The organism is Streptomyces sp. NPDC002742, assembly GCF_042888885.1.
Taxonomy (GTDB): Bacteria; Actinomycetota; Actinomycetes; order Streptomycetales; family Streptomycetaceae; genus Streptomyces.
Genome location: NZ_JBIAQF010000006.1, coordinates 264,198 through 290,027, shown reverse-complemented (window position 1 = coordinate 290,027; position 25,830 = coordinate 264,198). Strand labels below are relative to the sequence as shown.

22 protein-coding genes and 2 tRNA genes are annotated in these 25,830 nt (G+C 68.5%); 6 read left to right on the top strand and 18 right to left on the bottom strand.

Translation table 11 applies throughout. From position 1 onward, the window contains the following. Positions 1 to 71 precede the first annotated feature (71 nt). Positions 72 to 1,106 (top strand): restriction endonuclease, encoded by a 1,035-nt coding sequence (locus tag ACFYW8_RS12975; RefSeq protein ID WP_389071969.1) that lies wholly within the window; start codon positions 72 to 74, stop codon positions 1,104 to 1,106. A 283-nt stretch (positions 1,107 to 1,389) separates the two neighbouring features. Here ACFYW8_RS12975 and ACFYW8_RS12970 read toward each other — a convergent pair whose 3' ends face one another. From ACFYW8_RS12970 to ACFYW8_RS12945, 6 genes are all read right to left on the bottom strand, one after another. After that, a complete protein-coding gene (locus tag ACFYW8_RS12970; protein ID WP_389071965.1) occupies positions 1,390 to 2,151 on the bottom strand; it encodes a class E sortase in 762 nt (253 codons plus the stop codon). Between the two features lie 91 nt (positions 2,152 to 2,242). Beyond that, positions 2,243 to 3,304 carry a class E sortase gene (locus ACFYW8_RS12965; protein WP_389072539.1) on the bottom strand — a complete coding sequence of 354 codons (1,062 nt, stop codon included), beginning with the start codon at positions 3,302 to 3,304 and terminating at the stop codon, positions 2,243 to 2,245. Between the two features lie 452 nt (positions 3,305 to 3,756). Further along, complete coding sequence (locus tag ACFYW8_RS12960; RefSeq protein ID WP_365869323.1) at positions 3,757 to 4,395, bottom strand: aminodeoxychorismate/anthranilate synthase component II; 639 nt, start codon at positions 4,393 to 4,395, stop codon at positions 3,757 to 3,759. Further along, positions 4,392 to 4,553, bottom strand: a complete 162-nt coding sequence (locus ACFYW8_RS12955; RefSeq protein WP_266760637.1) for a hypothetical protein — start codon at positions 4,551 to 4,553, stop codon at positions 4,392 to 4,394. Before ACFYW8_RS12955 ends, ACFYW8_RS12960 begins: the two co-directional genes overlap by 4 nt. A gap of 31 nt (positions 4,554 to 4,584) precedes the next feature. Further along, positions 4,585 to 5,337 (bottom strand): class E sortase, encoded by a 753-nt coding sequence (locus ACFYW8_RS12950; protein ID WP_365869579.1) that lies wholly within the window; start codon positions 5,335 to 5,337, stop codon positions 4,585 to 4,587. Between the two features lie 67 nt (positions 5,338 to 5,404). Further along, positions 5,405 to 6,184 (bottom strand): DUF881 domain-containing protein, encoded by a 780-nt coding sequence (locus tag ACFYW8_RS12945; protein WP_389071955.1) that lies wholly within the window; start codon positions 6,182 to 6,184, stop codon positions 5,405 to 5,407. A 142-nt stretch (positions 6,185 to 6,326) separates the two neighbouring features. On the opposite strand from ACFYW8_RS12945, the gene crgA reads away from it, so the two are divergent. Then, positions 6,327 to 6,581, top strand: a complete 255-nt coding sequence (gene crgA / locus ACFYW8_RS12940) for a cell division protein CrgA (protein ID WP_261703712.1) — start codon at positions 6,327 to 6,329, stop codon at positions 6,579 to 6,581. Between the two features lie 327 nt (positions 6,582 to 6,908). Here crgA and ACFYW8_RS12935 read toward each other — a convergent pair whose 3' ends face one another. Together ACFYW8_RS12935 and ACFYW8_RS12930 are read right to left on the bottom strand one after the other, a co-directional pair. After that, positions 6,909 to 7,820, bottom strand: coding sequence for a rhomboid family intramembrane serine protease (locus ACFYW8_RS12935; protein ID WP_389071947.1), 912 nt, complete (start codon positions 7,818 to 7,820; stop codon positions 6,909 to 6,911). A gap of 149 nt (positions 7,821 to 7,969) precedes the next feature. Next, complete coding sequence (locus ACFYW8_RS12930) at positions 7,970 to 8,503, bottom strand: peptidylprolyl isomerase (protein ID WP_389071942.1); 534 nt, start codon at positions 8,501 to 8,503, stop codon at positions 7,970 to 7,972. Between the two features lie 393 nt (positions 8,504 to 8,896). On the opposite strand from ACFYW8_RS12930, the gene ACFYW8_RS12925 reads away from it, so the two are divergent. Beyond that, positions 8,897 to 9,598 (top strand): DUF5324 family protein, encoded by a 702-nt coding sequence (locus ACFYW8_RS12925; RefSeq protein WP_365869328.1) that lies wholly within the window; start codon positions 8,897 to 8,899, stop codon positions 9,596 to 9,598. A gap of 488 nt (positions 9,599 to 10,086) precedes the next feature. Here the strand turns inward: ACFYW8_RS12925 and ACFYW8_RS12920 are convergent. Further along, positions 10,087 to 10,159: transfer RNA gene (locus ACFYW8_RS12920), tRNA-Ala, on the bottom strand. Positions 10,160 to 10,340: 181 nt separating this feature from the next. Between ACFYW8_RS12920 and ACFYW8_RS12915 the strand changes: the two genes are divergently transcribed. Together ACFYW8_RS12915 and ACFYW8_RS12910 are read left to right on the top strand one after the other, a co-directional pair. Beyond that, complete coding sequence (locus tag ACFYW8_RS12915) at positions 10,341 to 10,889, top strand: transcriptional regulator (RefSeq protein ID WP_037614940.1); 549 nt, start codon at positions 10,341 to 10,343, stop codon at positions 10,887 to 10,889. A 125-nt stretch (positions 10,890 to 11,014) separates the two neighbouring features. Further along, on the top strand, positions 11,015 to 13,015 hold the full coding sequence (locus ACFYW8_RS12910; RefSeq protein WP_389071933.1) for a protein kinase: 2,001 nt from the start codon (positions 11,015 to 11,017) through the stop codon (positions 13,013 to 13,015). Between the two features lie 101 nt (positions 13,016 to 13,116). On the opposite strand, the gene ACFYW8_RS12905 is transcribed toward ACFYW8_RS12910, so the two are convergent. Both ACFYW8_RS12905 and ACFYW8_RS12900 read right to left on the bottom strand, forming a co-directional pair. Continuing rightward, a complete protein-coding gene (locus ACFYW8_RS12905; protein WP_389071928.1) occupies positions 13,117 to 14,601 on the bottom strand; it encodes a hypothetical protein in 1,485 nt (494 codons plus the stop codon). Positions 14,602 to 14,958: 357 nt separating this feature from the next. After that, the gene (locus ACFYW8_RS12900; protein WP_003999697.1) at positions 14,959 to 15,087 is read right to left on the bottom strand and encodes a DLW-39 family protein; all 129 of its coding nucleotides are present in this window, start codon (positions 15,085 to 15,087) and stop codon (positions 14,959 to 14,961) included. 327 nt (positions 15,088 to 15,414) lie between these two features. Between ACFYW8_RS12900 and ACFYW8_RS12895 the strand changes: the two genes are divergently transcribed. Then, positions 15,415 to 15,837 carry a DUF6344 domain-containing protein gene (locus ACFYW8_RS12895; RefSeq protein WP_389071923.1) on the top strand — a complete coding sequence of 141 codons (423 nt, stop codon included), beginning with the start codon at positions 15,415 to 15,417 and terminating at the stop codon, positions 15,835 to 15,837. 711 nt (positions 15,838 to 16,548) lie between these two features. Here ACFYW8_RS12895 and ACFYW8_RS12890 read toward each other — a convergent pair. From ACFYW8_RS12890 to gnd, 7 genes are all read right to left on the bottom strand, one after another. Continuing rightward, a tRNA-Ile gene (locus ACFYW8_RS12890) sits at positions 16,549 to 16,622 on the bottom strand. Between the two features lie 101 nt (positions 16,623 to 16,723). Continuing rightward, entirely contained in the window at positions 16,724 to 17,446 is a 723-nt protein-coding gene (locus ACFYW8_RS12885) for a DUF3566 domain-containing protein (protein WP_365869332.1), read from the bottom strand. Between the two features lie 18 nt (positions 17,447 to 17,464). Continuing rightward, positions 17,465 to 20,056, bottom strand: a complete 2,592-nt coding sequence (gyrA, locus tag ACFYW8_RS12880) for a DNA gyrase subunit A (protein ID WP_365869333.1) — start codon at positions 20,054 to 20,056, stop codon at positions 17,465 to 17,467. Positions 20,057 to 20,098: 42 nt separating this feature from the next. Next, positions 20,099 to 22,162, bottom strand: coding sequence for a DNA topoisomerase (ATP-hydrolyzing) subunit B (gyrB, locus tag ACFYW8_RS12875; RefSeq protein WP_365869334.1), 2,064 nt, complete (start codon positions 22,160 to 22,162; stop codon positions 20,099 to 20,101). Positions 22,163 to 23,079: 917 nt separating this feature from the next. Then, positions 23,080 to 23,655: a DUF721 domain-containing protein gene (locus tag ACFYW8_RS12870; RefSeq protein WP_389071913.1), complete on the bottom strand. Its 576-nt coding sequence runs from the start codon at positions 23,653 to 23,655 to the stop codon at positions 23,080 to 23,082. Continuing rightward, positions 23,652 to 24,776, bottom strand: coding sequence for a DNA replication/repair protein RecF (gene recF, locus ACFYW8_RS12865; protein WP_365869336.1), 1,125 nt, complete (start codon positions 24,774 to 24,776; stop codon positions 23,652 to 23,654). The genes ACFYW8_RS12870 and recF overlap by 4 nt, the downstream gene beginning before the upstream one ends. A gap of 130 nt (positions 24,777 to 24,906) precedes the next feature. After that, complete coding sequence (gene gnd, locus ACFYW8_RS12860) at positions 24,907 to 25,782, bottom strand: phosphogluconate dehydrogenase (NAD(+)-dependent, decarboxylating) (protein WP_389071905.1); 876 nt, start codon at positions 25,780 to 25,782, stop codon at positions 24,907 to 24,909. Between the last annotated feature and the right edge of the window lie 48 nt (positions 25,783 to 25,830).

Sequence of the window (25,830 nt, the reverse complement as noted above, 5' to 3'; positions counted from 1 at the left end):
GTTGACGGGATGGGGCGGAATCGAAGCTCTGCCCCGGCCGCAAGGCCACGCAACGGGCAAAGGGGCAGTATGTGATCGACGAATCGGCTCTGCTGGAATCGAAAGCTCTACGAGACAGCGTGCTGGAACGCAGTGAGGTACTCGACAAGGTCAAAGCGCTGTCGCTGCTGCCGGACGGCATGCATGTGACGACAGCGATGGTCGCGGCGTACTTCGGCGCCACGATGGAGGCCATTCGAGCCCTCGTGCATGACCACCGAACGGAGCTGGAAGCCAACGGGTATCGAGTTTTGACAGGTTCAGAACTGAGTGACTTCAAGCAACTCAGTGGCATCCAGTCACGCACCCGGTCCCTCGCCCTCTTCTCTCGTCGAGCCGTCCTCAACGTCGCCATGCTGCTCCGGGACAGCGAAGTCGCACGTCAAGTGCGTACGTACCTCCTCGACATGGAGTACCTGGCGCGCACGCAGCATCCTGTGGATAACCCTCTCCCCAGGGATACCCGCTCACTCGACGACCGCATCGACCAGCGCATCACCCACATCCTCGGCAAAACCGTTGTCCCGATGTTCAATGCTCTGATCGAGACATCAGGCGAGCACCGCGGCGAACTGATCGCACTGCGAGCAGGGGTCCAAACCGTCGAGCGGCGGCTGCGCCAACATCACGCCCGGTTGCAGCGGCTGGAAGGTCCTCGGGAAGACCGACCTCTCGCCGGAGTCATGGCGGCCATCGACGCCATGAACGGCCGCGAGTTCGAGGAGTACGTCGCCGAACTGCTGCGCCGCGACGGCTGCTCCGCCGTCGTCGTACGGGGCGGCAGCGGAGACCGGGGAGTCGACATCACCGGTCGCACGGCCGACGGACGAACCCTCGTCGTCCAGTGCAAGAGATTCGCGCCCTACCTCTCCGTCACCAGCCCCGACGTCCAGAAGTTCATCGGAGCGGCCAAGGTTCTGCACACGTCGGAGGTGGCCCTCTTCGTGGCGACATGCCCTTTCACACGTGACGCCCTGAACATCGCCGTCGACGGCGGCATCACCGCCGTACACCGAGGCCTGCTGGAGGAGTGGAGCACCGGAGCGGCACTGACCGTTCTGGAGTAGCCGCACCACAACACACAAAGGCCCGAAGCCGCAAGGATTGGTTGCGGCTTCGGGCCTTCGCCATGCTAGCGCCGTGCCAGGCAACTTCCCCCCGGACGTGCCGCGACCAGTCCCATCACGACAGCGGGAGAAAAACAGGCTCGGTTTAAGGGAGACACGGTGTCTCTCAATCCGGGAAGTCATCCACGCTCACACTCGATGCTCCGTCTGGGAGTTGTCCACAGCCCCACTGGAGCCCAGGTTTCCCATCGGTGACTGGGGTCCTCGCAGGACCTCAGTGCACTCAGCCAAGCTCCGGCGGTGGCGTCCGCGCGCCGTCGACCTTGTCCACGCGCACCAGTTCGCCCCACACCACGTAGCGGTAGCGGGAGGTGTACACCGGCGTGCAGGTCGTCAGGGTGATGTAGTGGCCGGGCTTCGTCCTGCCGGACTGCTCCGGGACCGTCTGGAGAACCTTGACGTTGTACTTCGAGGTCTCCGGGAGGATGTCGAAGACCTTGTAGACGTACCACTTGTCCCGGGTCTCGAACACGACCGCGTCGCCCTTGCCGATCTTGTCGATGTTGTGGAACTTGGCGCCGTGGCCGTCACGGTGGGCGGCGAGCGTGAAGTTGCCGTTCTTGCCGGTCATCGGGAGGGACGCCTTGACGGGCTCCGTGTAGTAGCCGGCGACGCCGTCGTTGAGGACCTTCGTCGCCGTGCCCTTCTCGACCAGCACCTCACCGTTCTTCATCGCCGGGACGTGCAGGAAGCCGATGCCGTCCTTGGTGTCCAGGGCGCCCGGACCGCCCGGGGCCTGCGCCCAGTGGTCACGGACCTTGTCACCCTGCTTGTGCGCCTCGGCGTCGGCCACGACGTTCGTCCACCACAGCGAGTAGACGACGAACAGGCCGAGCACCAGCCCCACGGTGATCAGGAGTTCACCGAAGACGCTGACCGTCATCGCGAACCATCCGATGCGCCGGCGCCCCCCGGGTACGTCACCGACGGCTGCGTACCCGGCTTCCGAGCCGGCGCGTTCGTCGTGGTCGGTCCTCGCTGCCACTGTTCATCTGCCCCGTCTGGTCTGTCTCGGCTTGTCTCACGTGCACGTGACGCCCGCACGCGTCCGTTCGCGCACGCGTCGGCGTCTGTCCTCAGCCGACCAGCGCGTCGGGCTTGCCCTTGCTGCGCGGCCGGTCCTCGACCATCTTGCCCCAGACGATCATCCGGTACTTACTGGTGAACTCCGGTGTACAGGTGGTCAGTGTGATGTAGCGGCCCGGTCCGGTGAAGGTCGAACCCTTGGGGATCGGGTCGAGCACGCTCGTGTTGCCCGGACTCGTCACCGGCAGGATCGACGTCATCTTGTAGACGTAGTAGTCGTCCTGAGTCTCCACCACGATGTCGTCGCCCGGCTTCAGCCGGTTGACGTAGCGGAACGGTTCGCCATGGGTGTTGCGGTGCCCCGCGAGCGCGAAGTTGCCCGTCTTGGCGTCGGGCATCGCCGTCTTGAGGGGTGCCTCGCCGTAGTGGCCGACCATTCCGCGGTCGAGCACGTGCGTCTTGCTGGTGCCCTCCGCGATCGGCGCGACCACGTCCAGCTTCGGAATGTGCAGGATGGCGAAGCCCTGGCCGGGCGAGAACGTCCCCGGATTCCGCTTGCCGTTCGCCCAGTCCTGCTGAAGGCTGCTCGCCTCGTTGCCCGCCTGCTGGTGCGCCCGCACGTTCGACCACCAGAGCTGGTAGGTCACGAACAGCAGCATCAGCACGCCCGTGGAGATGAACACCTCGCCGATCATCCGGCTCACCAGGACACCCGCGCCGGGTTTCGACGCCCGCGCCGCCCGCCGGGCGTCCATCCGGCTCCGAGGGGCCCCAGAGGCCTCCTGAGCCGCCTCCTGGGGCTCGTGTGGCTCCAGGGCCTCTCCGTGCCGCCCTTGGCGTCTGGCGGCCTTACGGCGGGCCGCACGGCCTTCGGACGCGGGGACCGTCCCACTGCCGGCCGCGCGCCCGGCTCCCTCCGGCCTTCCGGGCGAGCCGTGAAGGCGCAACGCGACGGTCTCGTCGTCCACCGGCAGGCGCGGCGCGACCGGCTCCGCCCGGGGGGCGGCGACCGGTCCGCGGTACTGCGCGGCCGCGGGCTCCTGGTACGGCGGGGAGTACGACCGCTCGTACATCTCCGCGTACGACGGTGCCGACGCCGGGGTGGAGGGCATGGTCCGCGTCCGACCGGCCTGATCCGGAGCGGCCTGAGCCTGAGCGGCCTGCACTTGAGCGGCCTGCACCTGGGCCGCCCGCGCTTGAGCGGCCTGTAGCTGTGCGGCCTGTGCGGCCTGCAGTTGTGCGGCTTGAGCGGCCTGCAGTTGGGCTGCCTGTACGGCCTGTGCCTGCGCGGCCTGTAGCTGGGCGGCCTGTAGCTGGGCGGCCTGTAGCTGGGCGGCCTGCGCGGCCTGCAACTGAGCGGCCTGCGCCTGCTGCTGTGCGGCGTACCAGTCGGGTCCGTACCCTCCGGGGCTGTATCCCTGCTGCTGCACGCCCTGGCCCTGGCCCGGCAACGGATCCGTCAACGGGTCCCCGAGCCCTCCGACCGCCGCCTCGAACGCGCCGGCGCCCCCGTACGCGGCCTCGCCGCCGTAGGGGGAGCTGTCGCGCTCAGGGCGCAGCGCGGTCACGCCGTGGCCCTGCCCACCACCGGGGCGAGCCCCGCCGACCTCGCCACGGCCACCTTGTCGCCACATTCGAGCAGCCAGTTGGCGAGCATCCGGTGGCCGTGCTCGGTCAGCACCGACTCCGGGTGGAACTGCACACCCTCGACCGGCAGTTCGCGGTGTCTGAGACCCATGATGATCCCGTCGTGGGTACGGGCCGTGACCTCCAGCTCGGCCGGGACCGTCTCCGGCTCGGCCGCCAGCGAGTGGTAGCGCGTCGCCGTGAACGGCGACGGCAGACCGGCGAAGACGCCCTTGCCCTGGTGCTCCACGAGCGAGGTCTTCCCGTGCAGCAGCTCGGGCGCGCGGTCGACCACACCGCCGTACGCCACCTGCATCGACTGCATCCCGAGGCAGACGCCGAAGACGGGCACCCCGGTCGCGGCGCAGTGCCTGACCATGTCGACGCAGACCCCGGCCTGTTCGGGAGCACCGGGTCCTGGGGACAGGAGCACGCCGTCGAAGCCGTCCTGGGCGTGCGCGGTCGACACCTCGTCGTTGCGCAGCACCTCGCACTCCGCGCCCAACTGGTACAGGTACTGGACCAGGTTGAAGACGAAGCTGTCGTAGTTGTCCACAACGAGGATGCGCGTGCTCACTGGTTGTCCACCGTCACATCGTTGAAGGGCAGCAGCGGTTCGGCCCAGGGGAAGATGTACTGGAAGAGCACGTAGACCACTGCCAGGACGAGCACGAGTGAGACCAGCGCCTTCACCCAAACGCTCCCCGGCAGATGCCGCCAGATCCAGCCGTACATGCCGTCCCTTCCGTCGCCGTACGCCAACAGACTAACGGCGCAGAGCCTCCGGTTTCCCTGCCTCCACAGGCTGTGTGGAATCAAGGTGTGCCCAGACGATCAACCGATGACTGTGCCCCCACTCCGGATCGCATGTGGTCAGCGTGAGATAGCGTCCCGGACGCGTATACCCGGACTTACGTGGCACAGGGTCGATCACCTCAACGTCGGAGGGAACGGTTTTGTATGGGCCTTTGTCGATCCGATACGTGAACCAGGTCGTCCCGTCCGTCAGCACCACCGCGTCGCCCCGGCGCAGCTCGGGAAAGTCCTTGAACGGATCCCCGTAGGTGCGCCGGTGACCGGCGACCGAGAAGTTGCCCTCCTGGCCGAGCTGGGCGGTGCCCCGGTAGTGGCCGAGCCCCTTCTTCAGGACCTGCGTGGCGGTGCCTTCCAGCACGGGCTTGTTCCACGTGGAACCGAGCCGCGGGATGTACATGACCGCGAACGGACCGCCGTACTTGTAGGGGCCGGGCGCCTTCGGGCTCTCGGTGGCCGTGCCGCCGGCGCCACCCGTGGCCCCCGAAGAACCCGCGGAGCCGGAGGAACCCGAAGAGCCCGGCGGGGGCTGCGGTGCCCGGGTCAGCGCTTCCCTCGACCACTGTTTCTGCAGTACGTCGATCTGGTGGTTCATCGCGCTGTCGGCCTGGAGTCCCGTCCAGAACAACACGTGGACCACGAAGAGCACGATCAGCGTGCCGACGGTGAGGCACAGCTCACTGATCGTCCTGACGACCACTCGCACCGACACAAGGACCCCCCGGCGGCAGCTCGCTCACAGGCTTCGCCCACTGCTCCGCGAAATCCGGCACCTACTCCACGGGCTTCGCGTAGTGGAGATCCACTGTGCCCGAGTAGCCGGGAAGAGTCACCGCCCCGTCCTCCTCGACTTTCCAGCCGAGCCCGTAGACGTTGACGTACACCATGTAGTTCTGGATCGCCGGAGAGGCGGCGAGCGACTTCTGGAGCTTCTGAGGGTCGCCGATGGCGGTGATCTTGTACGGGGGCGAGTAGACGCGGCCCTGGAGGATCAGGGTGTTGCCGACACAGCGCACGGCGCTGGTCGAGATCAGCCGCTGGTCCATCACCTTGATGCCCCGGGCTCCGCCCTGCCACAGGGCGTTCACGACCGCCTGAAGGTCCTGCTGGTGGATGACGAGGTAGTCGGGCTGCGGCTCGGGGTATCCCGGAAGCTTCGCCGTCGCGTTGGGCGGGGCGTCGTTGAGCGTGACCGTGACGGCCTCGCCCTTGAGCTTCTGGGTGCCCGCGTTCTTCTCCAGCGCCGCGAGCCTGGCGTCCCTGGCGGCGCTGCTGCCGTCCTCGCTGCCGGCGAGGGTGTCCACGTCGCGGCGCAGGGCGCCGTTGGACTCGTCCAGCGTCGCGTTCTTGTGGCTGCGCTCCTGAATCAGGTCGGAGAGCTTGAGCATGGACGCATCCGTACGGATGTTCGTACCCTTGGCCGTATCGAAGCTCGTGAAGAAGATGAGGCCCGCGAGGGCGAAGACGGCCACCGTGAGGACACGTACGGGCCGGAAACGGTGCGTACCGCCAGGACTGGAATCCGTCCCGGGGGAGTCGGCAGAATTGCTCAACGTACCCTTATCTCCTTCGGCGCCGCGGAAGCACTACGCTAACGGACGCCCGGGGGAGCACTCAGTGTCCCCTTGTACGCTGCCCCGGAGCCCGCCCAAGTTCCCTGCGCGGCCACGCAGCGCATCGACAGGAGAGACCCTCGTGCCGAAGTCACGTATCCGCAAGAAGGCCGACTACACGCCGCCCCCGGCGAAGCAGGCGACCAACATCAAGCTGACCAGCAACACCTGGGTGGCACCGGCCATGCTGGCCATGTTCCTCATCGGTCTCGCGTGGATCGTCCTCTTCTACGTTACGGACGGCTCCCTGCCGATCGACGCGCTGGACAACTGGAACATCGTGGTCGGCTTCGGCTTCATCGCGGCCGGATTCGGCGTTTCCACTCAGTGGAAGTGACCGTTTTCACTCACATGGAAACGCTCAGGGCGGTAGCTCTGCCCACAGCTGTCCACTGAGTTATCCACAATAGTTATCCACAGGTGGAAAAGAAAGACGATCTGTGGATAACTCATCCGCGGTTGACGCCGGTATGACTGGTCCACCGACATCCGTAAACCTGTTCGCCCCCTGCCCGACCTGGGAAAACTCGGGTCAGTGACAGGGGGCACAGCTGTTCCCGCACAGCGTGCACAAGATCCGCGACCGTCTGTGGACAACATCACTTCTCAGGTGAGCCGAAGGGGCTCTCAAGTGAGCAGGACAGTGGTCCCGACCAGCCGGGTCTCAGGTGAGCTGAGCGGTTCTGAGCAGCGTCGTGGCGACCACCGCGACCAGCATCAGCCCGGCGACCCCGTACTGGACGAGGTTCCTCCGCTCACGCGGCGCGTGAACCATCGCGTAACCGACCACCACACCGCCGACCAGGCCGCCGATGTGTGCCTGCCAGGCGATGTTGCTCCAGCCGAAGGTGATGACCAGGTTGATCACCAGCAGGGCGATGACCGGGCGCATGTCGTAGTTGAGCCGGCGCATCAGGACCGCGGTGGCGCCGAACAGGCCGAAGATCGCACCCGAGGCGCCGAGCGACTGCTGGTTGGGGGCGGCGAGCAGATAGGTGAGGGCACTGCCCGCGAGACCCGAGACGAAGTAGAGGGTGATGTAGCGGGCGCGGCCGAGGGCCGCCTCCAGCGGGCCGCCGACCCACCACAGGCTGAGCATGTTGAAAATGATGTGCATGTAGCTGCTGGGGCTGTGCAGGAACATCGACGTCAGCATCCGGTACCACTGGCCTTCGGCCACGCCCTGGACATCGCCGGAGAGCACGGCGCGGCCGAAGAGGGTGTAGCTGCTGGTGAAGGCCTCGCCCACCGAGAGCTGGACGAGGTAGATCGCCACGTTGAGGCCGATCAGCACCTTGGTGGCCAGCCGGGGGTCCGCCGCGACGGTGCCGCCCGCGAGAGTGCGGGGCCGGCTGTCCGCCGGGGCGTGGCCGGTGCCGGAGCCGCCGCGGACGCAGTCGGGGCACTGGAAGCCGACGGAGGCGCTGACCATGCACTCCGGGCAGATCGGGCGCTCGCAGCGGGTGCAGTGGACACCCGTCTCGATGTCCGGGTGCCGGTAGCAACCGGGCAGGCTCCGGGCGTCCTGCGGTCCCTGATCCCGCGGGCCCTGCGGGCTGCCGGGAGGCTGGTCCATGGGGTCCCCTCAATCTCCGTACGGCGGCTCGCACACGGTCATAGCGGTTCCGGGCGCGACGCACCGCCCCGTCCATCCTTACGGATGAACGGGGCGTTTGGTTCCCAGCGGGAGTCTTCGGGCTCAAGGGCAGGGAGCCCGGCGCGGGCTCAGCGCTCGCGGTTCTCGACGACGACCGACTCGATGACCACGTCGTTGACCGGTCGATGGGTGCGCGCGTTGGTCTCGGTGCCGACGATGGTGTCCACGACCTTCTGGCTGGCCGCGTCCGTGACCTCACCGAAGATGGTGTGTTTGCGGGTCAGCCAGGCTGTCGGGGCGACGGTGATGAAGAACTGCGAGCCGTTGGTGTTCGGGCCTGCGTTGGCCATGGCCAGCAGGTAGGGCCTGTCGAAGCGAAGGTCCGGGTGGAACTCGTCCTCGAACTGGTAGCCCGGACCACCGGTGCCGTTACCCAGCGGATCGCCGCCCTGGATCATGAAGCCGCTGATCACCCGGTGGAAGGCCGTGCCGTCGTACAGCTTGTCCGTGGACTTCACACCCGTTGTCGGGTTGACCCACTCACGTTCACCCTTGGCGAGTTCGACGAAGTTCCGAACCGTCTTGGGCGCGTGGTTCGGCAGGAGCCGGATGTCGATGTCACCTTGGCTGGTCCTCAGGGTGGCGTAAAGCTGCTCGGCCACGATGTGCCCTCCGTTGCCTTCTTTTGACTGCCCGATCCTCGCACGGACCGGGGCGCCGGGCCCCCGACCGCCACCTACGGACGCACGTGCGGACGCGGGGTCCGCAGAAAACCGGTCGAGCCTGCCCGGGACGGGAGCGAGCCGAGGCGATCCGTGGCATTGTCGACGACAAGCTCCCGTTGCCCCGTATTAATCCGCTATCCCACTTGATCGACACCTGACCGGCTCCGTCTCGGGAGTCCCCGGGAGTCGGCACCCGTGACACGGATGCCCGCCCTCACATGCCTCGGGCCCCTTGGGCGGGCATGATCCCCATAGGGGTGGAAAGGTGAACTGTGTGTCTTTGGGGGTACCTGGTATCCCCGACGTACGCCACCGAGGAGGAGGAACCCCGTGACCCGCATCGACAGCGTGCGCGCCGCGACCGGCTCGGCGAAGGACAGCGTGCTGCACGCCGCGGAAGTGGTGGCGCCTTACGCCGACACGGCCAAGGACAGGGCCTCGTACTACGCGAGCGAAGCGCGCGTACGGCTCGCGCCGAAGGTGTCGCAGGCCGCTGAACAGGCCCGCGTCCAGTACGACGTCCATCTCGCGCCGCGCCTTGAGCAGGCCCGTACCCATGTGCCACCGAAGGTCGACCAGGCCGCCCAGGAGGCGGCCGTCCGCACCCGCAGGGCGGCTCGTCAGGCCGCCGACTATTCCAAGCCGAGGATCGAACAGGCGGTGGCCGCGGCCCAGCCCGTTCGGGACGAGGCCGCGGCGCGTGGCGTGGCGGCCATCGCCGCTCTGCGCGGCCAGGTCACGCCGCAGGAGATCCAGAAGCTGCTCCGCAAGCACGAGCGGCGGGCGCGGACCGGCCGGTTCGTGAAGGGGCTGGCCGTGCTGGGGATTCTGGCCGGCGGTGCTTTCGCCGCTTGGAAGTGGTGGGACAAGCAGGCCAACCCCGACTGGCTCGTCGAACCGCCGGCCGCGACCGAGGTGCCCGAGACCGGACGCCTCACGTCGGTCGACGGCAGCGGCCAGTCCGACCTGGACCCGGAGGTCCAGGTCAAGGAAGCCGAGGAAGAGGCCGCCGAGCGCGACGACCTCCGCTGAACCCACCCCAACATCGCCGCGGGGCAGGAGACTTGACGGTCTCCTGCCCCGCGGCGATGTTTCACGTGGAACATCCGCAGGAGGGACCGAGAACGCCCTGCGGATGATTTACCCGAACAGCCCGCGATGACGTTTGCAACGGTCCTTGTGTGCAGCATCCATGGAGATGTTGTTAACGGAATGCGCCGAAACGATCACGCGATGGCCTGGGTGGCAACTAACACAAGGGTCCCGGCCGGGCATGCGGCCCGCCGACGCCACGTCGGCCGCCCGCACGGCGAAGCGGTGGACCCCGCCGTCACCGTCCCGTTTGCGCAAAGAACTGCAACGCCTGCAAAGCCACTCCTTGTGATGCACGTCACTGGCGACGCTCAGGTCGGCCCAGTTCCACCCAGGAGCTTTCCTCACCAGGGCCCGCGCGCGGGCCAAAGGGGGACATACGAAAACCGGCCAGCCGCCACTATCGGGCGTCTGGCCGGTTCGGAGTGTGGAGCCTAGGGGAGTCGAACCCCTGACATCTGCCATGCAAAGACAGCGCTCTACCAACTGAGCTAAGGCCCCGTAAGAGGAGCGTCCGACCACAGGAACCATCTGTCGACGGGCGCCGCAGACCAGAGTACCGGGTCATCCAGGGGATCTCGCAAAATATTGGGGGTCCCCGTGGACGACCACTCTCCGTAAGATGCTCGACGTGGTTCGCTGTCGCGAACCGCGGTACTTGGGGAAGCGATGGGGAGACGCAATGGACGCCGCACAGCAGGAAGCAACCGCGAGAGCCCGGGAGCTGCAGCGGAACTGGTACGGGGAGCCGTTGGGGGCGCTCTTCCGTAGGCTCATAGAGGACCTGGGCCTGAACCAGGCGCGTCTTGCCGGGGTGCTGGGGCTGTCCGCGCCCATGTTGTCGCAGCTGATGAGCGGTCAACGGGCCAAGATCGGCAATCCCGCGGTGGTCCAGCGTGTCCAGCTCCTGCAGGACCTGGCGGGGCAGGTCGCCGACGGAAGCGTCAGCGCCGCCGAGGCCACCGAGCGGATGGACGAGATCAAGAAGTCCCAGGGGGGATCGGTGCTCAGCAACACCACGCAGTCCACGACCAGTTCGGGGGCCCCGACGGTCAAGCGGGTGGTCCGCGAGATCCAGTCGCTGCTGCGCTCGGTGGCCGCCGCCGGCGACATCATCGACGCGGCGGACACCCTCGCCCCGACCCACCCGGAACTGGCAGAGTTCCTCCGGGTCTACGGTGCGGGCCGTACGTCCGACGCGGTCGCGCACTACCAGTCCCACCAGAGCTGAGCCGAGCCCGGCCGCCGACCGCCCGGCGCTGGAGGCCGTGACACCTTCCAGCCGCCGCACGTCATGCAGCCGGGACCTCGGAAGAGGTCTCCGGGCCGACCGTCGAAGGGGAGCGACGTACGACCATGGGTGAGGTCTTCGCAGGCCGGTACGAACTGGTCGACCCGATCGGGCGCGGGGGAGTCGGTGCGGTGTGGCGCGCCTGGGACCACCGGCGGCGCCGCTATGTGGCGGCCAAGGTGCTCCAGCAGAGCGACGCCCACGCCCTGCTTCGGTTCGTTCGGGAACAGGCTCTGCGGATCGACCATCCTCATGTACTGGCTCCGGCCAGCTGGGCCGCCGACGACGACAAGGTCCTGTTCACCATGGATCTGGTCGCCGGGGGTTCCCTGGTCCACCTGGTCAACGATTACGGCCCACTGCCTCCTTCCTTCGTCTGCACGCTGGTCGACCAGCTCCTCGCGGGTCTCGCCGCGGTGCACGCGGAGGGGGTCGTGCACCGCGACATCAAGCCCGCCAACGTGCTCCTCGAAGCGAGCGGCACGGGCCGGCCTCGGTTGCGTCTGTCCGACTTCGGTATCGCCATGCGGCTGGGCGAACCGCGGCTCACCGAGACCAACTACGTGGTGGGGACGCCGGGTTACTTCGCGCCCGAGCAGATGCTGGGTTGCGAACCGGATTTTCCCTCCGACCTCTTCGCCGTCGGCCTGGTCGCCCTTTACCTCCTGGAAGGCACCAAGCCCGACGCCAAGGCGCTGATCGAACACTTCGCCGATCACGGCACGCCGTCCGCTCCGCAGGGCATACCCGAGCCTCTGTGGCAGGTCTTGGCGATGCTCCTCCAGCCGGATCCGAACGCTCGCTTCCGCACCGCCACAGGGGCGCGCAAGGCCCTTGCCGCAGCCGTCGAGTTGCTGCCCGAGCCCGGTCCCGAAGACGAACTGATCGAGGTCTTCGACCAACTCGGGCCGCTGCCCGAGGGGTTCGGCCCTGAGGGTCCCCTGAATCCGGGGAACGGTTCGGACGGGGGTCCACGGACCCTGTCCTCCCGCGGACATCCGGACACCACAGCCGCTCACCCCGGACTCGACTCCGACGCAAGCTCCGGATCGGCCTTCGGCCTCGGGGCCGGCCTTGGCCTCCGTTCCGATTCCGGTTCCGATTCCGGCCCCGACTCCGGTTCGAGACACAGCTCGGGAGGCACCGGTGTCTTTTCCGCCCCGGCTCCTGTGCCCGCCCCCGGTGAGGGCTCCGGTCCCGAACCCGGCACGGGAGCGCGGGGGCCGCAGGGCTCCGTTGCGGGGGGCGTCCGGCCCGCGTCCGGCGCCGACAGCGGGCATCGCGACCTCGGCACCGGGGACGTACTCCCGAAATCCCGTCCCTCTGACGTGGAGCGGGGTTCTGCCCAGGGGCCCGTAGGGCAGTGGCACGCTCAGGACGGTGTGCGATCTCAACCCGCCGCCGGGGAAACGGGAGTTCAGCCCGACCCCGAACCCTTGCGACCTCCGTCCGCCTCCGACGGCGTACAGGATCGGCCCGTCTCCGAGGACGCTCGGGCTCTCGGCGCCCCCGCCGGCACATCTCAGGACCCCGTCCCCGGGACCTCTCCCCGACCGTCCTCGATGTCGGACACCGGCAGCTTCCATCTGCCACCGCCGAGCCCCACGAGCGGTGCCGCCTCCCAGCGACAACCACGGACCGGGTATCCCCCGCACCAGCCCCAGTACCCGCCGACGCAGCAGCCCCGGCAGGCCTGGCCGCAGGCTCAGACGCCCACTCCACCCGCTTCTGTCCCGCTGCCGCAGCCGGTGTCCGCGCCGCTCTACCCTCCGCCGTTCGACCCGACCCCGACACCTACTCCCCCCACCGCGCCGATTCCTGCGCAGGGGCCCTCCGCCCATCGGTCCCCGGCCCCGTCCGCCGGGATGCCGCAGCACGCGTACGCCTCCACCGCCTCGTACACCGCTCGGTCCGTTCAGGTTCCGCCCCGGACGTCGGCGGTTCCCGAACGCCGGGGAAGGCGCGCCCGGCCGCGTCCGGGGCCGTCCGCCAAGGTCGCGGTGCCGATGCTGGTGCTCGCGCTGGCCTGTTTCGCGGTGGGGTTCTGGGCACTGACCCAGGTCTGATGGACGCGGGACGCGGGCGCGACCGGCCGCGCAGCCCGCCCGAGAGAAGCCGCGCGCTGCTCTGTCGGCCTCCGCCCGGCCCTCGGGTCCGAGCGAGGAAGCTACGAGCCCCGTGTCGCGCCGTGCTCCCAAGGTGCCGATGCCGATGCCGGCGCCGGTGCCGACGCGGGCAGCGAGGCCGACGCCGTGTCCGCGTCCTGCGGCGCGGGCCCGAGGGTCCGTGGCGCACGGCGGCGCGCGACCACGGTCCACATGCCGAGCGTCAGCATCAGCAGGCTTCCCGTGCCGATGCCACCCGCGGCGACCAGTTTCATGGTTCCGCTCCGGCCGGCGTCACCGCTGCCCACGTGCCCGGTGCCCGCCGCGCCGTCGTCGGTCGCGCCGTCGGAGCCCCCCGCCGGAACGGTGAACGCGTCCCGGGGCGTCGCCCGCCCCGCATAGGCAGGCCCCGCCTGCGCCTCTCCGGTCACGCGTACCCGCAGTGTCAGCCCGAACGGCCCCTCGCCGAAGCTGTCGGCGACCTGCGCCGCGAGATGGACCACGAGGTAGTAGGAACCGGCGAACCGCATCCCGCTCACATGGTCGTTGAGGGCATAGCGGTTCTCGTAGGCGACGGGAGGAAGGGGGTCGAGCGCTGCCGAGCGCTGGCTGCCGTCGTATCCGGAGCCGACGTCGTCGACGAAGCCGCGAACGGGGTTGTAGAGGGACATGACGAGGGCGGTGCCCAGATGCCCCTCGCCGGCACTCGAACTTCCCAGGTCCGCGGTGGCGTAGAACTGCTGTCCCCAGTCGACCGGCACCTTGTAGAAGCGGGTCTGCCCGGGGCTGATGCCGTCCTTCCAGACTCCCTGCCCGAGCGCGACGGCCCCGCTGAAACCGGCGCCGCCGCTGCGGTGCTCCGGGGCCCCCACGAGGGCGTCGGGCGACGCGGATTTCCAGACTTCCGGGGCACTCGTGGAACCGGGCGCGTTCTTCAGGCCTGGCTCCGACACGTGGCTGATCTCCAGGTCCCACCCGCGGGACGAAGAAGGCGCCGAACCGGCCGAACCCGTCGTACCGCCCGTCGTCCCCGCCGCTCCCGTGCGTTCGACGACCACGTAGTACGTTCCCGCCGTCTGACAGACGTACTGCTCACCGCTGGTTTCACGGGACGCCCAGGCGGTGATGGGGTGCGGGCTCTGGGTGGCGCCGAAGTGGACTGTGCCGGAGAAGGAGCAGTCGCGCCCGTTGCCGTCCTGCAGGGAGACCTTGAGGCCGTCCGAGTAGGAGACCGTCGCGCCGGGCCTGGGGACGGCGGTGGCGGCGACGTACGCGTTGGAGACGGCATCGAGTTCGAGTCGGTAGTAGAGCCTGCCGGCCTTTCCCGCGACTCCGACGGAACTCTTGTACGTACGGCCCGGCTCAAGCCGTACGGCGTCGGTCGTGTCCGCCGTGCCCTCGACGGTGGTGGCGTCCTCGGCGAAGGCGTACGGCTCGGACGTTCCGTCGGCGGCCGTCCTCGCGACTTCGGCGGTGGTCCGCACACCGGCGGTCGCGGGAGTGGCCGCTTCGGCCCGGCCCGAGGGCATGAGGGGCATGAGGGGCATGAGGGGCATGCACAACGCGGCCGCCGCGGCCGTGGCCACGAGAATCCGGCCGTGCCACGACCTCGCACACCGGCCCCCTGCCCGTCGGCCCTCCGTGCGCCGCCCCATCACGCGCCACCCCTCGTCGTAGCCCCCTGGCGCCGACCATCCTGCCTCGTCGGCCACCGCGGCACCCGCGCTATCAGTGGGAGCGGCCGAAAGGGAGCGGCCGTACGACCGTCGACACCGCCCCCGCGACCGCTTCGCCCGTCTTCGTGACGCGGTCACCGGGCTCCGGGCTCCGGGCTCCGGGCTCCGGGAAACACAAAACCCCGACCGCGAGGCGGCCGGGGTCTGCTCCAAGACTGTTGTCGGTACTCACGAACCCGTGGGCACGGAGTCAGTCGCCTCCGTCCACAGATCCTGCTCGGCGCGATCCGCCTGGATCTGGCGGTACACGAGGAGCCCGCCGATGGCGGCCAGTGCGACCAGGAGAAGCTTCTTCACCGCGCGACCTCGTCTTTCGTTGACGTAGGGGACTTCTGGCGCCCGACTATACACACCGACCGATATCGATCGGTGACCTGGATCGGTCCTCAACTGCGGCCCCCCGCAAAGCGATCGGACGGGATCCGGGCGCCCCGATCTCAGGGTGATCACACGTAACAGACAGTGACTTTCGGTGGCATCTATGGACTTTCCCGGTCACTTGCAGCCATCCGGGTGGTGTTCATCTGAACATCAACGCGCCACGAGCCAAGATCCACCACTTCGCGGCCCACATACACATCATGAGGAAAGTACGCAAATCGCCCGACCCGAAAGTGAGGGGCCGTGACCCAGAACAAGGTCATGAAGCTGTGGACCGCGATCGTCACCGCCTTCCTGGCGCTGTGCACGACGCTCGGACTCATCACGACCACCGCGGCCGCCGCGGTACCGCAGGCCGGCTCGGCCCGCAACACCGAGACCTCGGTGACCGCCACGGCGATCACCCCGGCCGCGGCCTCCCGGGCCTGGTCCTACAGTCGGGCCCTGCCCCCCACGATGAAGCAACGCATCCGCGCCGAGGCCCATGGTTCCTCGCCGAGCTGCCGCCACCGCGCACCGGCGGACGACGACACGGCCGACCCGGCCGCTCCCGGCGGCCTGGAAGGCCCCGCGGACGCCGCCACCTGTTCCGGGCCCGAGACCCTCGCGGCGCCCGACACAGAGCCCCTGGGGGCCCTCGCACCCGCGGTACCGCTCCAGCGATGAGAAGCGCGCCGAGACAGGCACGGAGCACCTACGAGGACTCGTGACGACACAAAGCCCGGGACACCGTCCCCGGCCGGCCACTTCCCGAGCCTCACGGGCCCCGGCCATCCCCTGGACCCCGCGGTCCTGCTCCTCCTCGAACCTCGCGGTATCCGGCCGTTTCTCGGACCTCGCGGCCCCCGAGCCGCTCCCCCTTGGGCAGCTGCCCCATGACGCGGCCTTTCGCGAAACCCATGGCCCGTAACCCATAACCCCTCACAGACACCCTGACGTAGCGGCGAACTTGCGTACAAAGCACCCAGGGCAAAGGCCCGGCGACTCGGAAGAGTCGCCGGGCCTTCGACTTCGCGCCGCCGTGAGCGTTCCTGCGCGCCACGCTCACCGGCTCCTTCGGCAGGATGCCGGCCCGTCACACCGCCCGTGCCGCGACCACCGGCGTACCACGACCGTCGACGCCCGCACGGGCCCACGTGACCGAAGGCTCCCTCGCACCACCCGGAGCCGACGCCGATGGTGATGGCGGACCCGTCCGGCTTTCCCCGCTCACCGGTCCGCCTTTCCCGCCTCAAGGGGATCGGCCCGGCGACAGTGGTCTCATCGGATCGCCGAAATTCCGTGGTGGCGCCCTCAGCCCCCCTCGGCCTCGTGGAGCCCCCGTCACAGGGCACGCGAAAGGCCCCCAACCGTGAACGGTCGAGGGCCTTCATACTGTGGGGCTAACAGGATTTGAACCTGTGGCCTCATCCTTATCAGGGATGCGCTCTAACCAACTGAGCTATAGCCCCGCCGCGCTTTGCGGTGTGTGTCCCGCGCGCTGACCTCTGAAGATTAGCGCACGACGCGGCCAGTCCCAAAATCGATAGTCAGAGGGCGTTTGAACGGACCCTCACTCGTCCTCGGCGAGGGTCAGCTCCACACCGCCGACGAAGCCCGCGGAGAGGTTGTAGATGAACGCTCCGAGGGTCGCCAGGGCCGTCGCGAGGACCACGTCGATGACCGCGATGATCGACGTGAACATCAGCACGTGCGGGAGCGAGAGGAACGACTGCAGATCGAAGCCGTTGGATTCGTTCGAGCCCGTCGCCTCGGAGATCGTGCCGCCGACGGTCGAGAAGACACCCATCGCGTCCATGACCATCCACAGCACCGCGGCCGCCACGATCGTGCAGATGCCGAGCGCGATGGAGAGCAGGAAACTGACCTTCATCACCGACCACGGGTCGGCCTTGGACACCCGCAGCCGCGCCTTGCGCGTTCGCGGCGTCGTCCGCGCACCGGTGCGCGGACGGCGGACCGCCCCCGACGGCGGCTGCGCCGGATACGCCTGCGGCGGGTGATACGGCTGCGCCGCGGGCTGCTGCCCCTGCCGTTCGCCCGGCAGCGGCGATGCCGCCGCCGGGGGCGATACCGGCGGCGCGCTCGGGGTCACAGGCGCCCCGGCCGGGGCCGCCTGCCCGCCCGCGTACTGCTGGGCCTGCTGGCCTCGGGTGTCCGTCACAGTTCCCCCCTGGGATCCATGAGAGTCATGGGAGTCGGTCTCATTCATGGCGGTGCCACGGCCGCCGTCCGTTTCCGTACCGGTCGATCCGGCGCCCGTGGCTCCGCTCACGACGACTCACTCCTCGCGCTACTCGGCCGAGGACGGCTCGCCCTCTTCCGTACCGATGGCCTCGACGACTTCGGCGGTCTCGTCCACGACGACGTCGCCGTCGACTTCCTCCGCCTCACGACCGGCCTCGGCGTTACGAGCGATGCCGACCACGGCATCGCGCTTGCCCAGGTTGATCAGTTGGACGCCCATGGTGTCACGGCCCGTCTCCCTGACCTCGTTGACTCGCGTACGAATCACACCACCGGACAGTGTGATGGCGAGGATCTCGTCGGTCTCCTCGACCACCAGCGCGCCGACGAGGGAGCCGCGGTCCTCGACGATCTTGGCGGCCTTGATACCGAGGCCGCCACGACCCTGGACGCGGTACTCGTCGACGGCGGTCCGCTTCGCGTACCCACCGTCTGTGGCAGTGAACACGAACGTACCGGGTCGAACAACATTCATCGAGAGCAGCTCGTCGCTCTCGCGGAAGCTCATGCCCTTGACGCCCGAGGTCGCACGGCCCATCGGTCGCAAAGCGTCATCCGTCGCGGTGAACCTGATCGACTGCGCCTTCTTGCTGATCAGGAGCAGATCATCCTCCGCCGATACGAGTTCGGCTCCGATCAGTTCGTCGTCGGATCCGTCCTCCGTCTCCCGAAGGTTGATCGCGATGACGCCACCCGCGCGGGGCGAATCGTAATCCTTGAGCGGCGTCTTCTTGACCAGTCCGCCCTTCGTGGCCAGCACCAGGTAGGGCGCCGCCTCGTAGTCGCGGATCGCGAGGATCTCGGCGATCGCCTCGTCCGGCTGGAAGGCCAGCAGGTTGGCGACGTGCTGGCCGCGCGCGTCACGGCCGGCGTCCGGGAGCTCGTAGGCCTTGGCGCGGTAGACACGGCCCTTGTTGGTGAAGAACAGCAGCCAGTGGTGCGTCGTCGACACGAAGAAGTGGTCGACGATGTCGTCCTGCTTCAGTTTCGTGCCGCGTACGCCCTTGCCGCCCCGCTTCTGCGAGCGGTAGTCCTCCGTCTTGGTGCGCTTGATGTAGCCGCCCCGGGTGATGGTGACGACGATGTCCTCTTCGGCGATGAGGTCCTCGATGGACATGTCACCGTCGAAGGGCACCAGCTTGGAGCGGCGGTCGTCGCCGAACTTCTCGACGATCGCGGCGAGCTCCTCGCTGATGATGCCGCGCTGACGCACCGGCGAGGCGAGGATCTCGTTGTACTCGCGGATCTTGGCCTGGAGCTCGTCGTGCTCCTGGATGATCTTCTGGCGCTCCAGGGCGGCGAGCCGGCGAAGCTGCATCTCGAGGATCGCGTTGGCCTGGATCTCGTCGATCTCCAGGAGGCCCATCAGGCCCTCTCGAGCGATCTCCACGGTGTCGCTGCGCCGGATGAGGGCGATGACCTCGTCGATGGCGTCCAGGGCCTTCAGGAGGCCGCGCAGGATGTGCGCGCGCTCCTCGGCCTTGCGCAGCCGGAACTTCGTACGGCGGACGATGACCTCGATCTGGTGCGTCACCCAGTGGCGGATGAACGCGTCCAGGGAGAGGGTGCGCGGCACACCGTCGACGAGCGCCAGCATGTTCGCGCCGAAGTTCGTCTGCAGGTCGGTGTGCTTGTAGAGGTTGTTCAGGACGACCTTGGCGACGGCGTCCCTCTTGAGCACGATCACGAGCCGCTGGCCGGTACGTGAGCTGGTCTCGTCCCGCACGTCCGCGATGCCGCCGACCTTGCCGTCCTTGACCAGGTCGGCGATCTTCTGGGCGAGGTTGTCGGGGTTGACCTGGTACGGGAGTTCGGTCACCACCAGGCACTGGCGGTTCTGGATCTCCTCGACGTCGACGACCGCGCGCATCGTGATGGAGCCACGGCCCGTGCGGTACGCCTCCTCGATGCCCTTGCGGCCCACCACCAGGGCGCCGCTCGGGAAGTCGGGGCCCTTGATGCGCTCGATCAGGGCGTCCAGGAGCTCCTCGTGGGAGGCCTCGGGGTTCTCCAGGTACCACTGGGCGCCGGCCGCGACCTCGCGCAGGTTGTGCGGCGGGATGTTGGTGGCCATACCGACCGCGATGCCCGCCGAGCCGTTGATCAGCAGGTTCGGGAAGCGGGCCGGCAGGACCGTCGGCTCCTGGTTGCGGCCGTCGTAGTTGTCCGTGAAATCGACGGTCTCCTCGTCGATGTCGCGGACCATCTCCATGGACAGCGGCTTCAGCTTGCACTCGGTGTACCGCATGGCGGCGGCCGGGTCGTTGCCGGGAGAGCCGAAGTTGCCGTTGGAGTCCACCAGCGGCATCCGCATCGACCAGGGCTGCGCGAGGCGGACCAGCGCGTCGTAGATCGAGGAGTCGCCGTGCGGGTGGTAGGTGCCCATGACGTCGCCGACGACGCGGGCGCACTTGTAGAAGCCCTTCTCGGGCCGGTAGCCGCCGTCGTACATGGCGTACAGGACACGGCGGTGGACGGGCTTGAGACCGTCCCGCACGTCGGGCAGCGCGCGCGACACGATGACGGACATCGCGTAGTCGAGGTACGAGCGCTGCATCTCGGTCTCGAGCCCGACGGGCTCGATACGCATGGCGATGTCGCCCGCTTCAGGATTGCTCGGTGTGTTCTCGTCGGTCATTGCTGGTGAAGATCCTTTCTGACGCGGTCAGCTGAGACCGACTCAGATGTCGAGGAAGCGGACGTCCTTGGCATTGCGCTGGATGAACGCGCGGCGCGCCTCGACGTCCTCGCCCATGAGGACCGAGAACAGGTCGTCGGCCTGGGCGGCGTCGTCGAGCGTGACCTGGCCGAGGACTCGGTGCTCCTGGTCCATGGTCGTGATGCGCAGTTCCTCGGCGTTCATCTCACCGAGACCCTTGAAGCGCTGGATCGAGTCCTCGCGGACGCGCTTGCCCGCCTGGCGGCCGAGCTCGATCAGCGCGTCGCGCTCGCGGTCCGAGTACGCGTACTCGAAGTCGTCCCGGCCCCACTTGATCTTGTAGAGCGGCGGGCGCGACAGGAACACGTGCCCGGCCTCGACCAGGGGCCGCATGAAGCGGAACAGGAAGGTCAGCAGCAGGGTGTTGATGTGCTGGCCGTCGACGTCGGCGTCCGCCATCAGAATGATCTTGTGATAGCGGAGCTTCGCGATGTCGAAGTCCTCGTGGACTCCGGTGCCGAAGGCGGAGATCAGTGCCTGGATCTCCTGGTTCTGCAGGATCTTGTCGATCCGCGCCTTCTCGACGTTGAGGATCTTTCCTCGGATCGGGAGGATCGCCTGGTACTGCGGATTGCGGCCGGACTTGGCCGAACCGCCGGCGGAGTCACCCTCGACGATGAAGATCTCGCACTTGATGGGGTCGTTCGACTGGCAGTCGGAGAGCTTGCCCGGCAGGGACGCCGACTCCAGAAGGCCCTTGCGACGGGTGAGGTCACGCGCCTTGCGGGCCGCCACGCGCGCGGTGGCCGCCTGGATGGACTTGCGGATGATGTCCGCGGCCTCGACCGGGTTGCGGTCCAGCCAGTCGTTGAGGTGCTCGTAGACCGCCTTCTGGACGAAGGTCTTCGCCTCCGTGTTGCCCAGCTTGGTCTTGGTCTGGCCCTCGAACTGAGGCTCGCTCAGCTTGACCGAGATGATCGCGGTCAGACCCTCGCGGATGTCGTCGCCCGTGAGGTTGTCGTCCTTCTCGCGGAGCAGCTTCTTGTCGCGCGCGTACTTGTTGATGAGCGAGGTCAGTGCCGCACGGAAGCCTTCCTCGTGCGTACCGCCCTCGTGGGTGTGGATGATGTTGGCGAAGGAGTACACGCCCTCGCTGTAGCCGCTGTTCCACTGCATCGCGACCTCGAGGGACAGGCTCTTGTCCTTGTCCTCGGCTTCGAGGTCGATGACGGTGGGGTGCACCGCTTCTCCCTTGCGGGAGTTGAGGTACTTCACGAAGTCGACGATGCCGCCTTCGTAGTGGTACGTGACGGTCTTGACTTCGTCCTTCTCGTCGGCGCCCGCCTCGTCCGCCCCGGCAACGGCCTTCGCCGAATCGCGCTCATCAGTGAGTTTGATAGTCAAACCCTTGTTGAGGAACGCCATCTCCTGGAAACGCCGCGAGAGCGTCTCGAAGGAGTACTCCGTGGTCTCGAAGATGTCCGCGTCGGCCCAGAAGGTGACCGACGTTCCGGTCTCGTCCGTGGCCTCGTGCTTGGACAGAGGAGCCGTCGGGACGCCCAGCTTGTAGTCCTGCGTCCACCGGTGGCCGTCCGTCTTGACCTCGACGGAGATCTTGCTCGACAGGGCGTTCACGACGGAGACGCCGACGCCGTGCAGACCGCCGGAGACCGCGTAGCCGCCGCCGCCGAACTTGCCGCCCGCGTGCAGCACGGTCAGCACGACCTCGAGGGCCGGCTTGCCCTCGGACGCGACGATGCCCACCGGGATGCCGCGGCCGTTGTCGACGACGCGTACGCCGCCGTCCGGAAGGATCGTGATGTCGATCGTGTCCGCGTGGCCGGCGAGCGCCTCGTCGACCGAGTTGTCCACCACCTCGTACACGAGGTGGTGGAGTCCACGCTCACCGGTGGAACCGATGTACATGCCGGGTCGCTTGCGGACCGCGTCCAGACCCTCGAGGACGGTGATGGCACTGGCGTCGTACGAGGCTGTGACCTCGCCGTTTGCGCCGATGTCGGTGGACGGGATGTTCTCGTTGGGGTTGCCGGAATCGGCCACGAAGCGCCCTTTCTGGCACAGCACAAGCCGAACTCCCGGCGGGTGGCCGGAGCGGCTGCGGCGTGTTGCGTTGGTAAGCCTTGGTCAGCGTTGCTCGGTGCGTCCCACTAGTGGGGCGGGATTAGCTTCCAGTCTACCGGTAGCGCCGACAGTGATGGGGGTTTGCCGGTACCTGAGTCCGCATGTGCCGCCCTGAACCGGTCTCGTCCGACTCCCCATATGCGGACCAGGGCCCAAAGAGGCTTACAGCGGCACTCAGCGCTTCGGGGTGTCAACCCTTGGCTACTGACGAGTCAGGTCGACTTTCGCCATTGCGCGCGGCTGGCCGCGGCGGTCGGCGGGAGCCCGTCGCGAAGCGTCCTTCCGGGCGGCCGACGCGGACGCCGGAGAACGCCGGAAATACCTCTGACCTGGGATTATCGATGCTCTGCCAGATCAGTGGGCAGGGGTGGCCAGGTGCGGCGCGGCCCATGGACCGCCGTCATGTCGGCGAGGGAACCGCGAGTCACCCACCAACAGGGTCCTGGAGGGGGGCTGGTAACGCGCGGCGAGCGGTCGCCGACTCCGACGCACGGCGGCCGCGCGCACCACGGTCACGAGCGTCACAAGGCCGCGTTCCGCCGGGAGGGACGGCCAGAAATCCGTTCGCTGTCAGCTGGATCCGCGCCCGGCGTGGTCTCGATCACCGGGCCGACGGGCCCGCCGCCGCATGGATCGGCCACGAGCGGCGGTCCGTCGTGGTGGCGGTCCGTCGTGGATGACGGATCAGCCGCAGTCCGGACAGGCGCGACCGACGGCCCGGAATCCGTCACGACCAGCCGCGGCCGACATCCGGGACGACGGCTTGGACGTCATCCGCGGGTGTCGCGGCATCGGTCACCGGCAGGGCTGAGCGGCGTCCGCGCGGGGCCGCCGTCCACAGCCCGACCGTCGTGGAACGGTCATCCGTAGGTGTCGCCGGGACCCGTACTGCCCGGAGCACGCAGCGGACCGTAGCGGCGCGGGGGGCCCGTCGGCCCCTGGACCTTGAGCAGGCGCACCGTGCCGTGGCCGAGGTCCTGGTTCAGCCGCGCGACCAACTGCGGTGCCAGCAGACGCAGCTGGGTCGCCCAGGCGGTCGAGTCGCACTGCACCGTCAGCACCCGTTCGGCCGGGTCGTCGTCGTAGCGCAGCGGAACGCAGTGGTTGGCCAGGTCGTCGCCGACGATCTGCGGCCAGCGCCCCATCACACCGCCCACCGCGGCCGGGGCCTCCCAGCCGCGTTCACTGAGCAGCCGGTTGATGGCGGCGCCGAGCGCCATGGGGTCGCGTCCGTCGGCACCCGAGCCGGAGCGCAGGCCGCCGCCGCGCCGCGCCTGCTTCTTCTGCTGGGCCGCGTCCCCACGCGCGCGTGCCTGCTCCTTCGCGGCACGCAGCGCCACGCGTGCGAGGTCGACACCGGACGGCTCGGGGGTCTGCTTGCGTGGTGCGGCGCCGGACGTGCCCTCGGCACCCGTTCCCGATGTGTTCTCCGTCATACGCGCTCCACCCTGCCCTCGGACACGGCGTACCGCGTCCCGGCCAGTACGTCCGGTACGTCGTCGTCCACGGCGGCCGTCACGAGCACCTGCTCGCCGGGCGCGACGAGCTCCGCCAGCCGCTCCCGCCTGCGGCTGTCCAACTCCGCGAAGACGTCGTCGAGGACCAGCACCGGCTCGTTGCCCTCGGCCCTGAGCAGGTCGTACGAGGCCAGGCGCAGCGCCAGCGCGTAGGACCAGGACTCGCCGTGGGAGGCGTATCCCTTGGCGGGCAGCTGACCGAGTTTGAGCACCAGATCGTCCCGATGGGGCCCTACGAGGGTCACACCCCGCTCGATCTCCGGCTTGCGGGCCTCTTCCATGGCGGCCATCAGCTGCGCGTAGAGCTCCTCGCGGGCGTGGCCCGTGATGCCGGGCGAGGACGCCTTGTACTCCAGGGCGACGGGTCCACCGCCCGGTGCCAGCTGCTCGTAGGCCTTGTCGGCCAGCGGCTGGAGCGCGGCGACCAGGTCGAGCCGCTGGGCCAGCAGTTCGGCGCCCACGCGCGCGAGGTGCTGGTCCCACACGTCGAGCGTGGACAGGTCCATGGTGCGGCCGCCGTGCCTGCGGGCCAGCGCGGCCGACTTCAGGAGGGTGTTGCGCTGCTTGAGGACCCGGTCGTAGTCGGAGCGGACGCCCGCCATGCGCGGGGAGCGGGCGGTGATCAGCTCGTCGAGGAACCGGCGTCGCTCTCCGGGGTCGCCCTTGACCAGGGCGAGATCCTCGGGGGCGAACAGGACGGTTCGTACGATGCCGAGTACGTCACGTGGTCTGACCTGGGAGGACCTGTTGATGCGGGCGCGGTTGGCCTTGCCGGGGTTCAGCTCCAGCTCGATGAGCTGCTGGCGCTCTCCCTGGCGGACGTTGGCCCGGATGATCGCCCGGTCGGCGCCCATGCGGACGAGCGGCGCGTCGGAGGAGACGCGGTGACTGCCCAGGGTCGCGAGATAGCCGACGGCCTCGACCAGGTTCGTCTTGCCCTGTCCGTTGGGACCCACGAACGCGGTGACGCCCGGGTCCAGCGGGACCTCGACCCGGGCGTACGAGCGGTAGTCGGCCAGCGACAGATGCGTGACGTGCATGATCGTTCGCCGACCTCCCCCAGCGTGGTGTTCCGGTTCTCCCCGGGGTCCGGGTGGGCCCGGTCCTCAGGTTTCTTCCCCGGCTGTGGACAACCGGGTCACCCCGGGTGTGGAGAACCCGGGGCGTCGATCAGGCCTTCTCGACGGCGTGGCCGCCGAACTGGTTGCGCAGCGCCGCGATCATCTTCATCTGCGGCGAGTCGTCCTGCCGCGAGGCGAAGCGGGCGAAGAGCGACGCGGTGATCGCGGGAAGCGGCACCGCGTGGTCGATGGCAGCCTCCACGGTCCACCGGCCCTCGCCGGAGTCCTGTGCGTAGCCCTTGAGCTTCTCCAGGTGCTCGTCCTCGTCCAGCGCGTTGACGGCGAGGTCGAGCAGCCAGGAGCGGATGACCGTGCCTTCCTGCCAGGAGCGGAAGACCTCACGCACGTCCGTGACGGAGTCGGCCTTCTCCAGGAGCTCCCAGCCCTCGGCGTAGGCCTGCATCATGGCGTACTCGATGCCGTTGTGGACCATCTTCGCGAAGTGGCCCGCGCCGACCTTGCCGGCGTGCACCGCTCCGAAGTCGCCCTCGGGCTTGAGCGCGTCGAAGATCGGCTGCACCAGGGCGACATGCTCGGCGCGGCCGCCGTACATCAGCGCATAGCCGTTCTCCAGGCCCCAGACGCCGCCGGAGACGCCGCAGTCGACGAAACCGATGCCCTTGATGCCCAGCTCGACGGCGTGCTTCTCGTCGTCCGTCCAGCGAGAGTTGCCACCGTCCACGACGATGTCGCCGGGCTCCAGCAGGGCGGCCAGCTCGTCGACGGTGGACTGGGTCGCGGCGCCCGCGGGGACCATGACCCACACCACGCGCGGCCCCTTGAGCTTGCCCACGAGTTCTTCCAGGCTGTGGACATCGGCGAGGTCCGGGTTGCGGTCGTATCCGATGACGGTGTGACCTGCGCGGCGGATCCGCTCGCGCATGTTGCCGCCCATCTTGCCGAGGCCGACGAGACCGAGCTCCATCAGTTGTTCCTTAGGGGTTGCGACGTGGCGTGAGGGCACTCTCGTACC

Excerpts from the sequence above, each read along its gene's own strand:
- ACFYW8_RS12965 (WP_389072539.1), bottom strand. The coding sequence starts at position 3,304 with ATGCCCTCCACCCCGGCGTCGGCACCGTCGTACGCGGAGATGTACGAG.
- ACFYW8_RS12955 (WP_266760637.1), bottom strand. The coding sequence starts at position 4,553 with ATGTACGGCTGGATCTGGCGGCATCTGCCGGGGAGCGTTTGGGTGAAG.
- ACFYW8_RS12935 (WP_389071947.1), bottom strand. The coding sequence starts at position 7,820 with ATGGACCAGCCTCCCGGCAGCCCGCAGGGCCCGCGGGATCAGGGACCG.
- ACFYW8_RS12915 (WP_037614940.1), top strand. The coding sequence starts at position 10,341 with ATGGACGCCGCACAGCAGGAAGCAACCGCGAGAGCCCGGGAGCTGCAG.
- ACFYW8_RS12910 (WP_389071933.1), top strand. The coding sequence starts at position 11,015 with ATGGGTGAGGTCTTCGCAGGCCGGTACGAACTGGTCGACCCGATCGGG.
- ACFYW8_RS12905 (WP_389071928.1), bottom strand. The coding sequence starts at position 14,601 with ATGCCCCTCATGCCCCTCATGCCCTCGGGCCGGGCCGAAGCGGCCACT.
- gyrA (WP_365869333.1), bottom strand. The coding sequence starts at position 20,056 with ATGACCGACGAGAACACACCGAGCAATCCTGAAGCGGGCGACATCGCC.
- ACFYW8_RS12870 (WP_389071913.1), bottom strand. The coding sequence starts at position 23,655 with ATGACGGAGAACACATCGGGAACGGGTGCCGAGGGCACGTCCGGCGCC.
- recF (WP_365869336.1), bottom strand. The coding sequence starts at position 24,776 with ATGCACGTCACGCATCTGTCGCTGGCCGACTACCGCTCGTACGCCCGG.
- gnd (WP_389071905.1), bottom strand. The coding sequence starts at position 25,782 with ATGGAGCTCGGTCTCGTCGGCCTCGGCAAGATGGGCGGCAACATGCGC.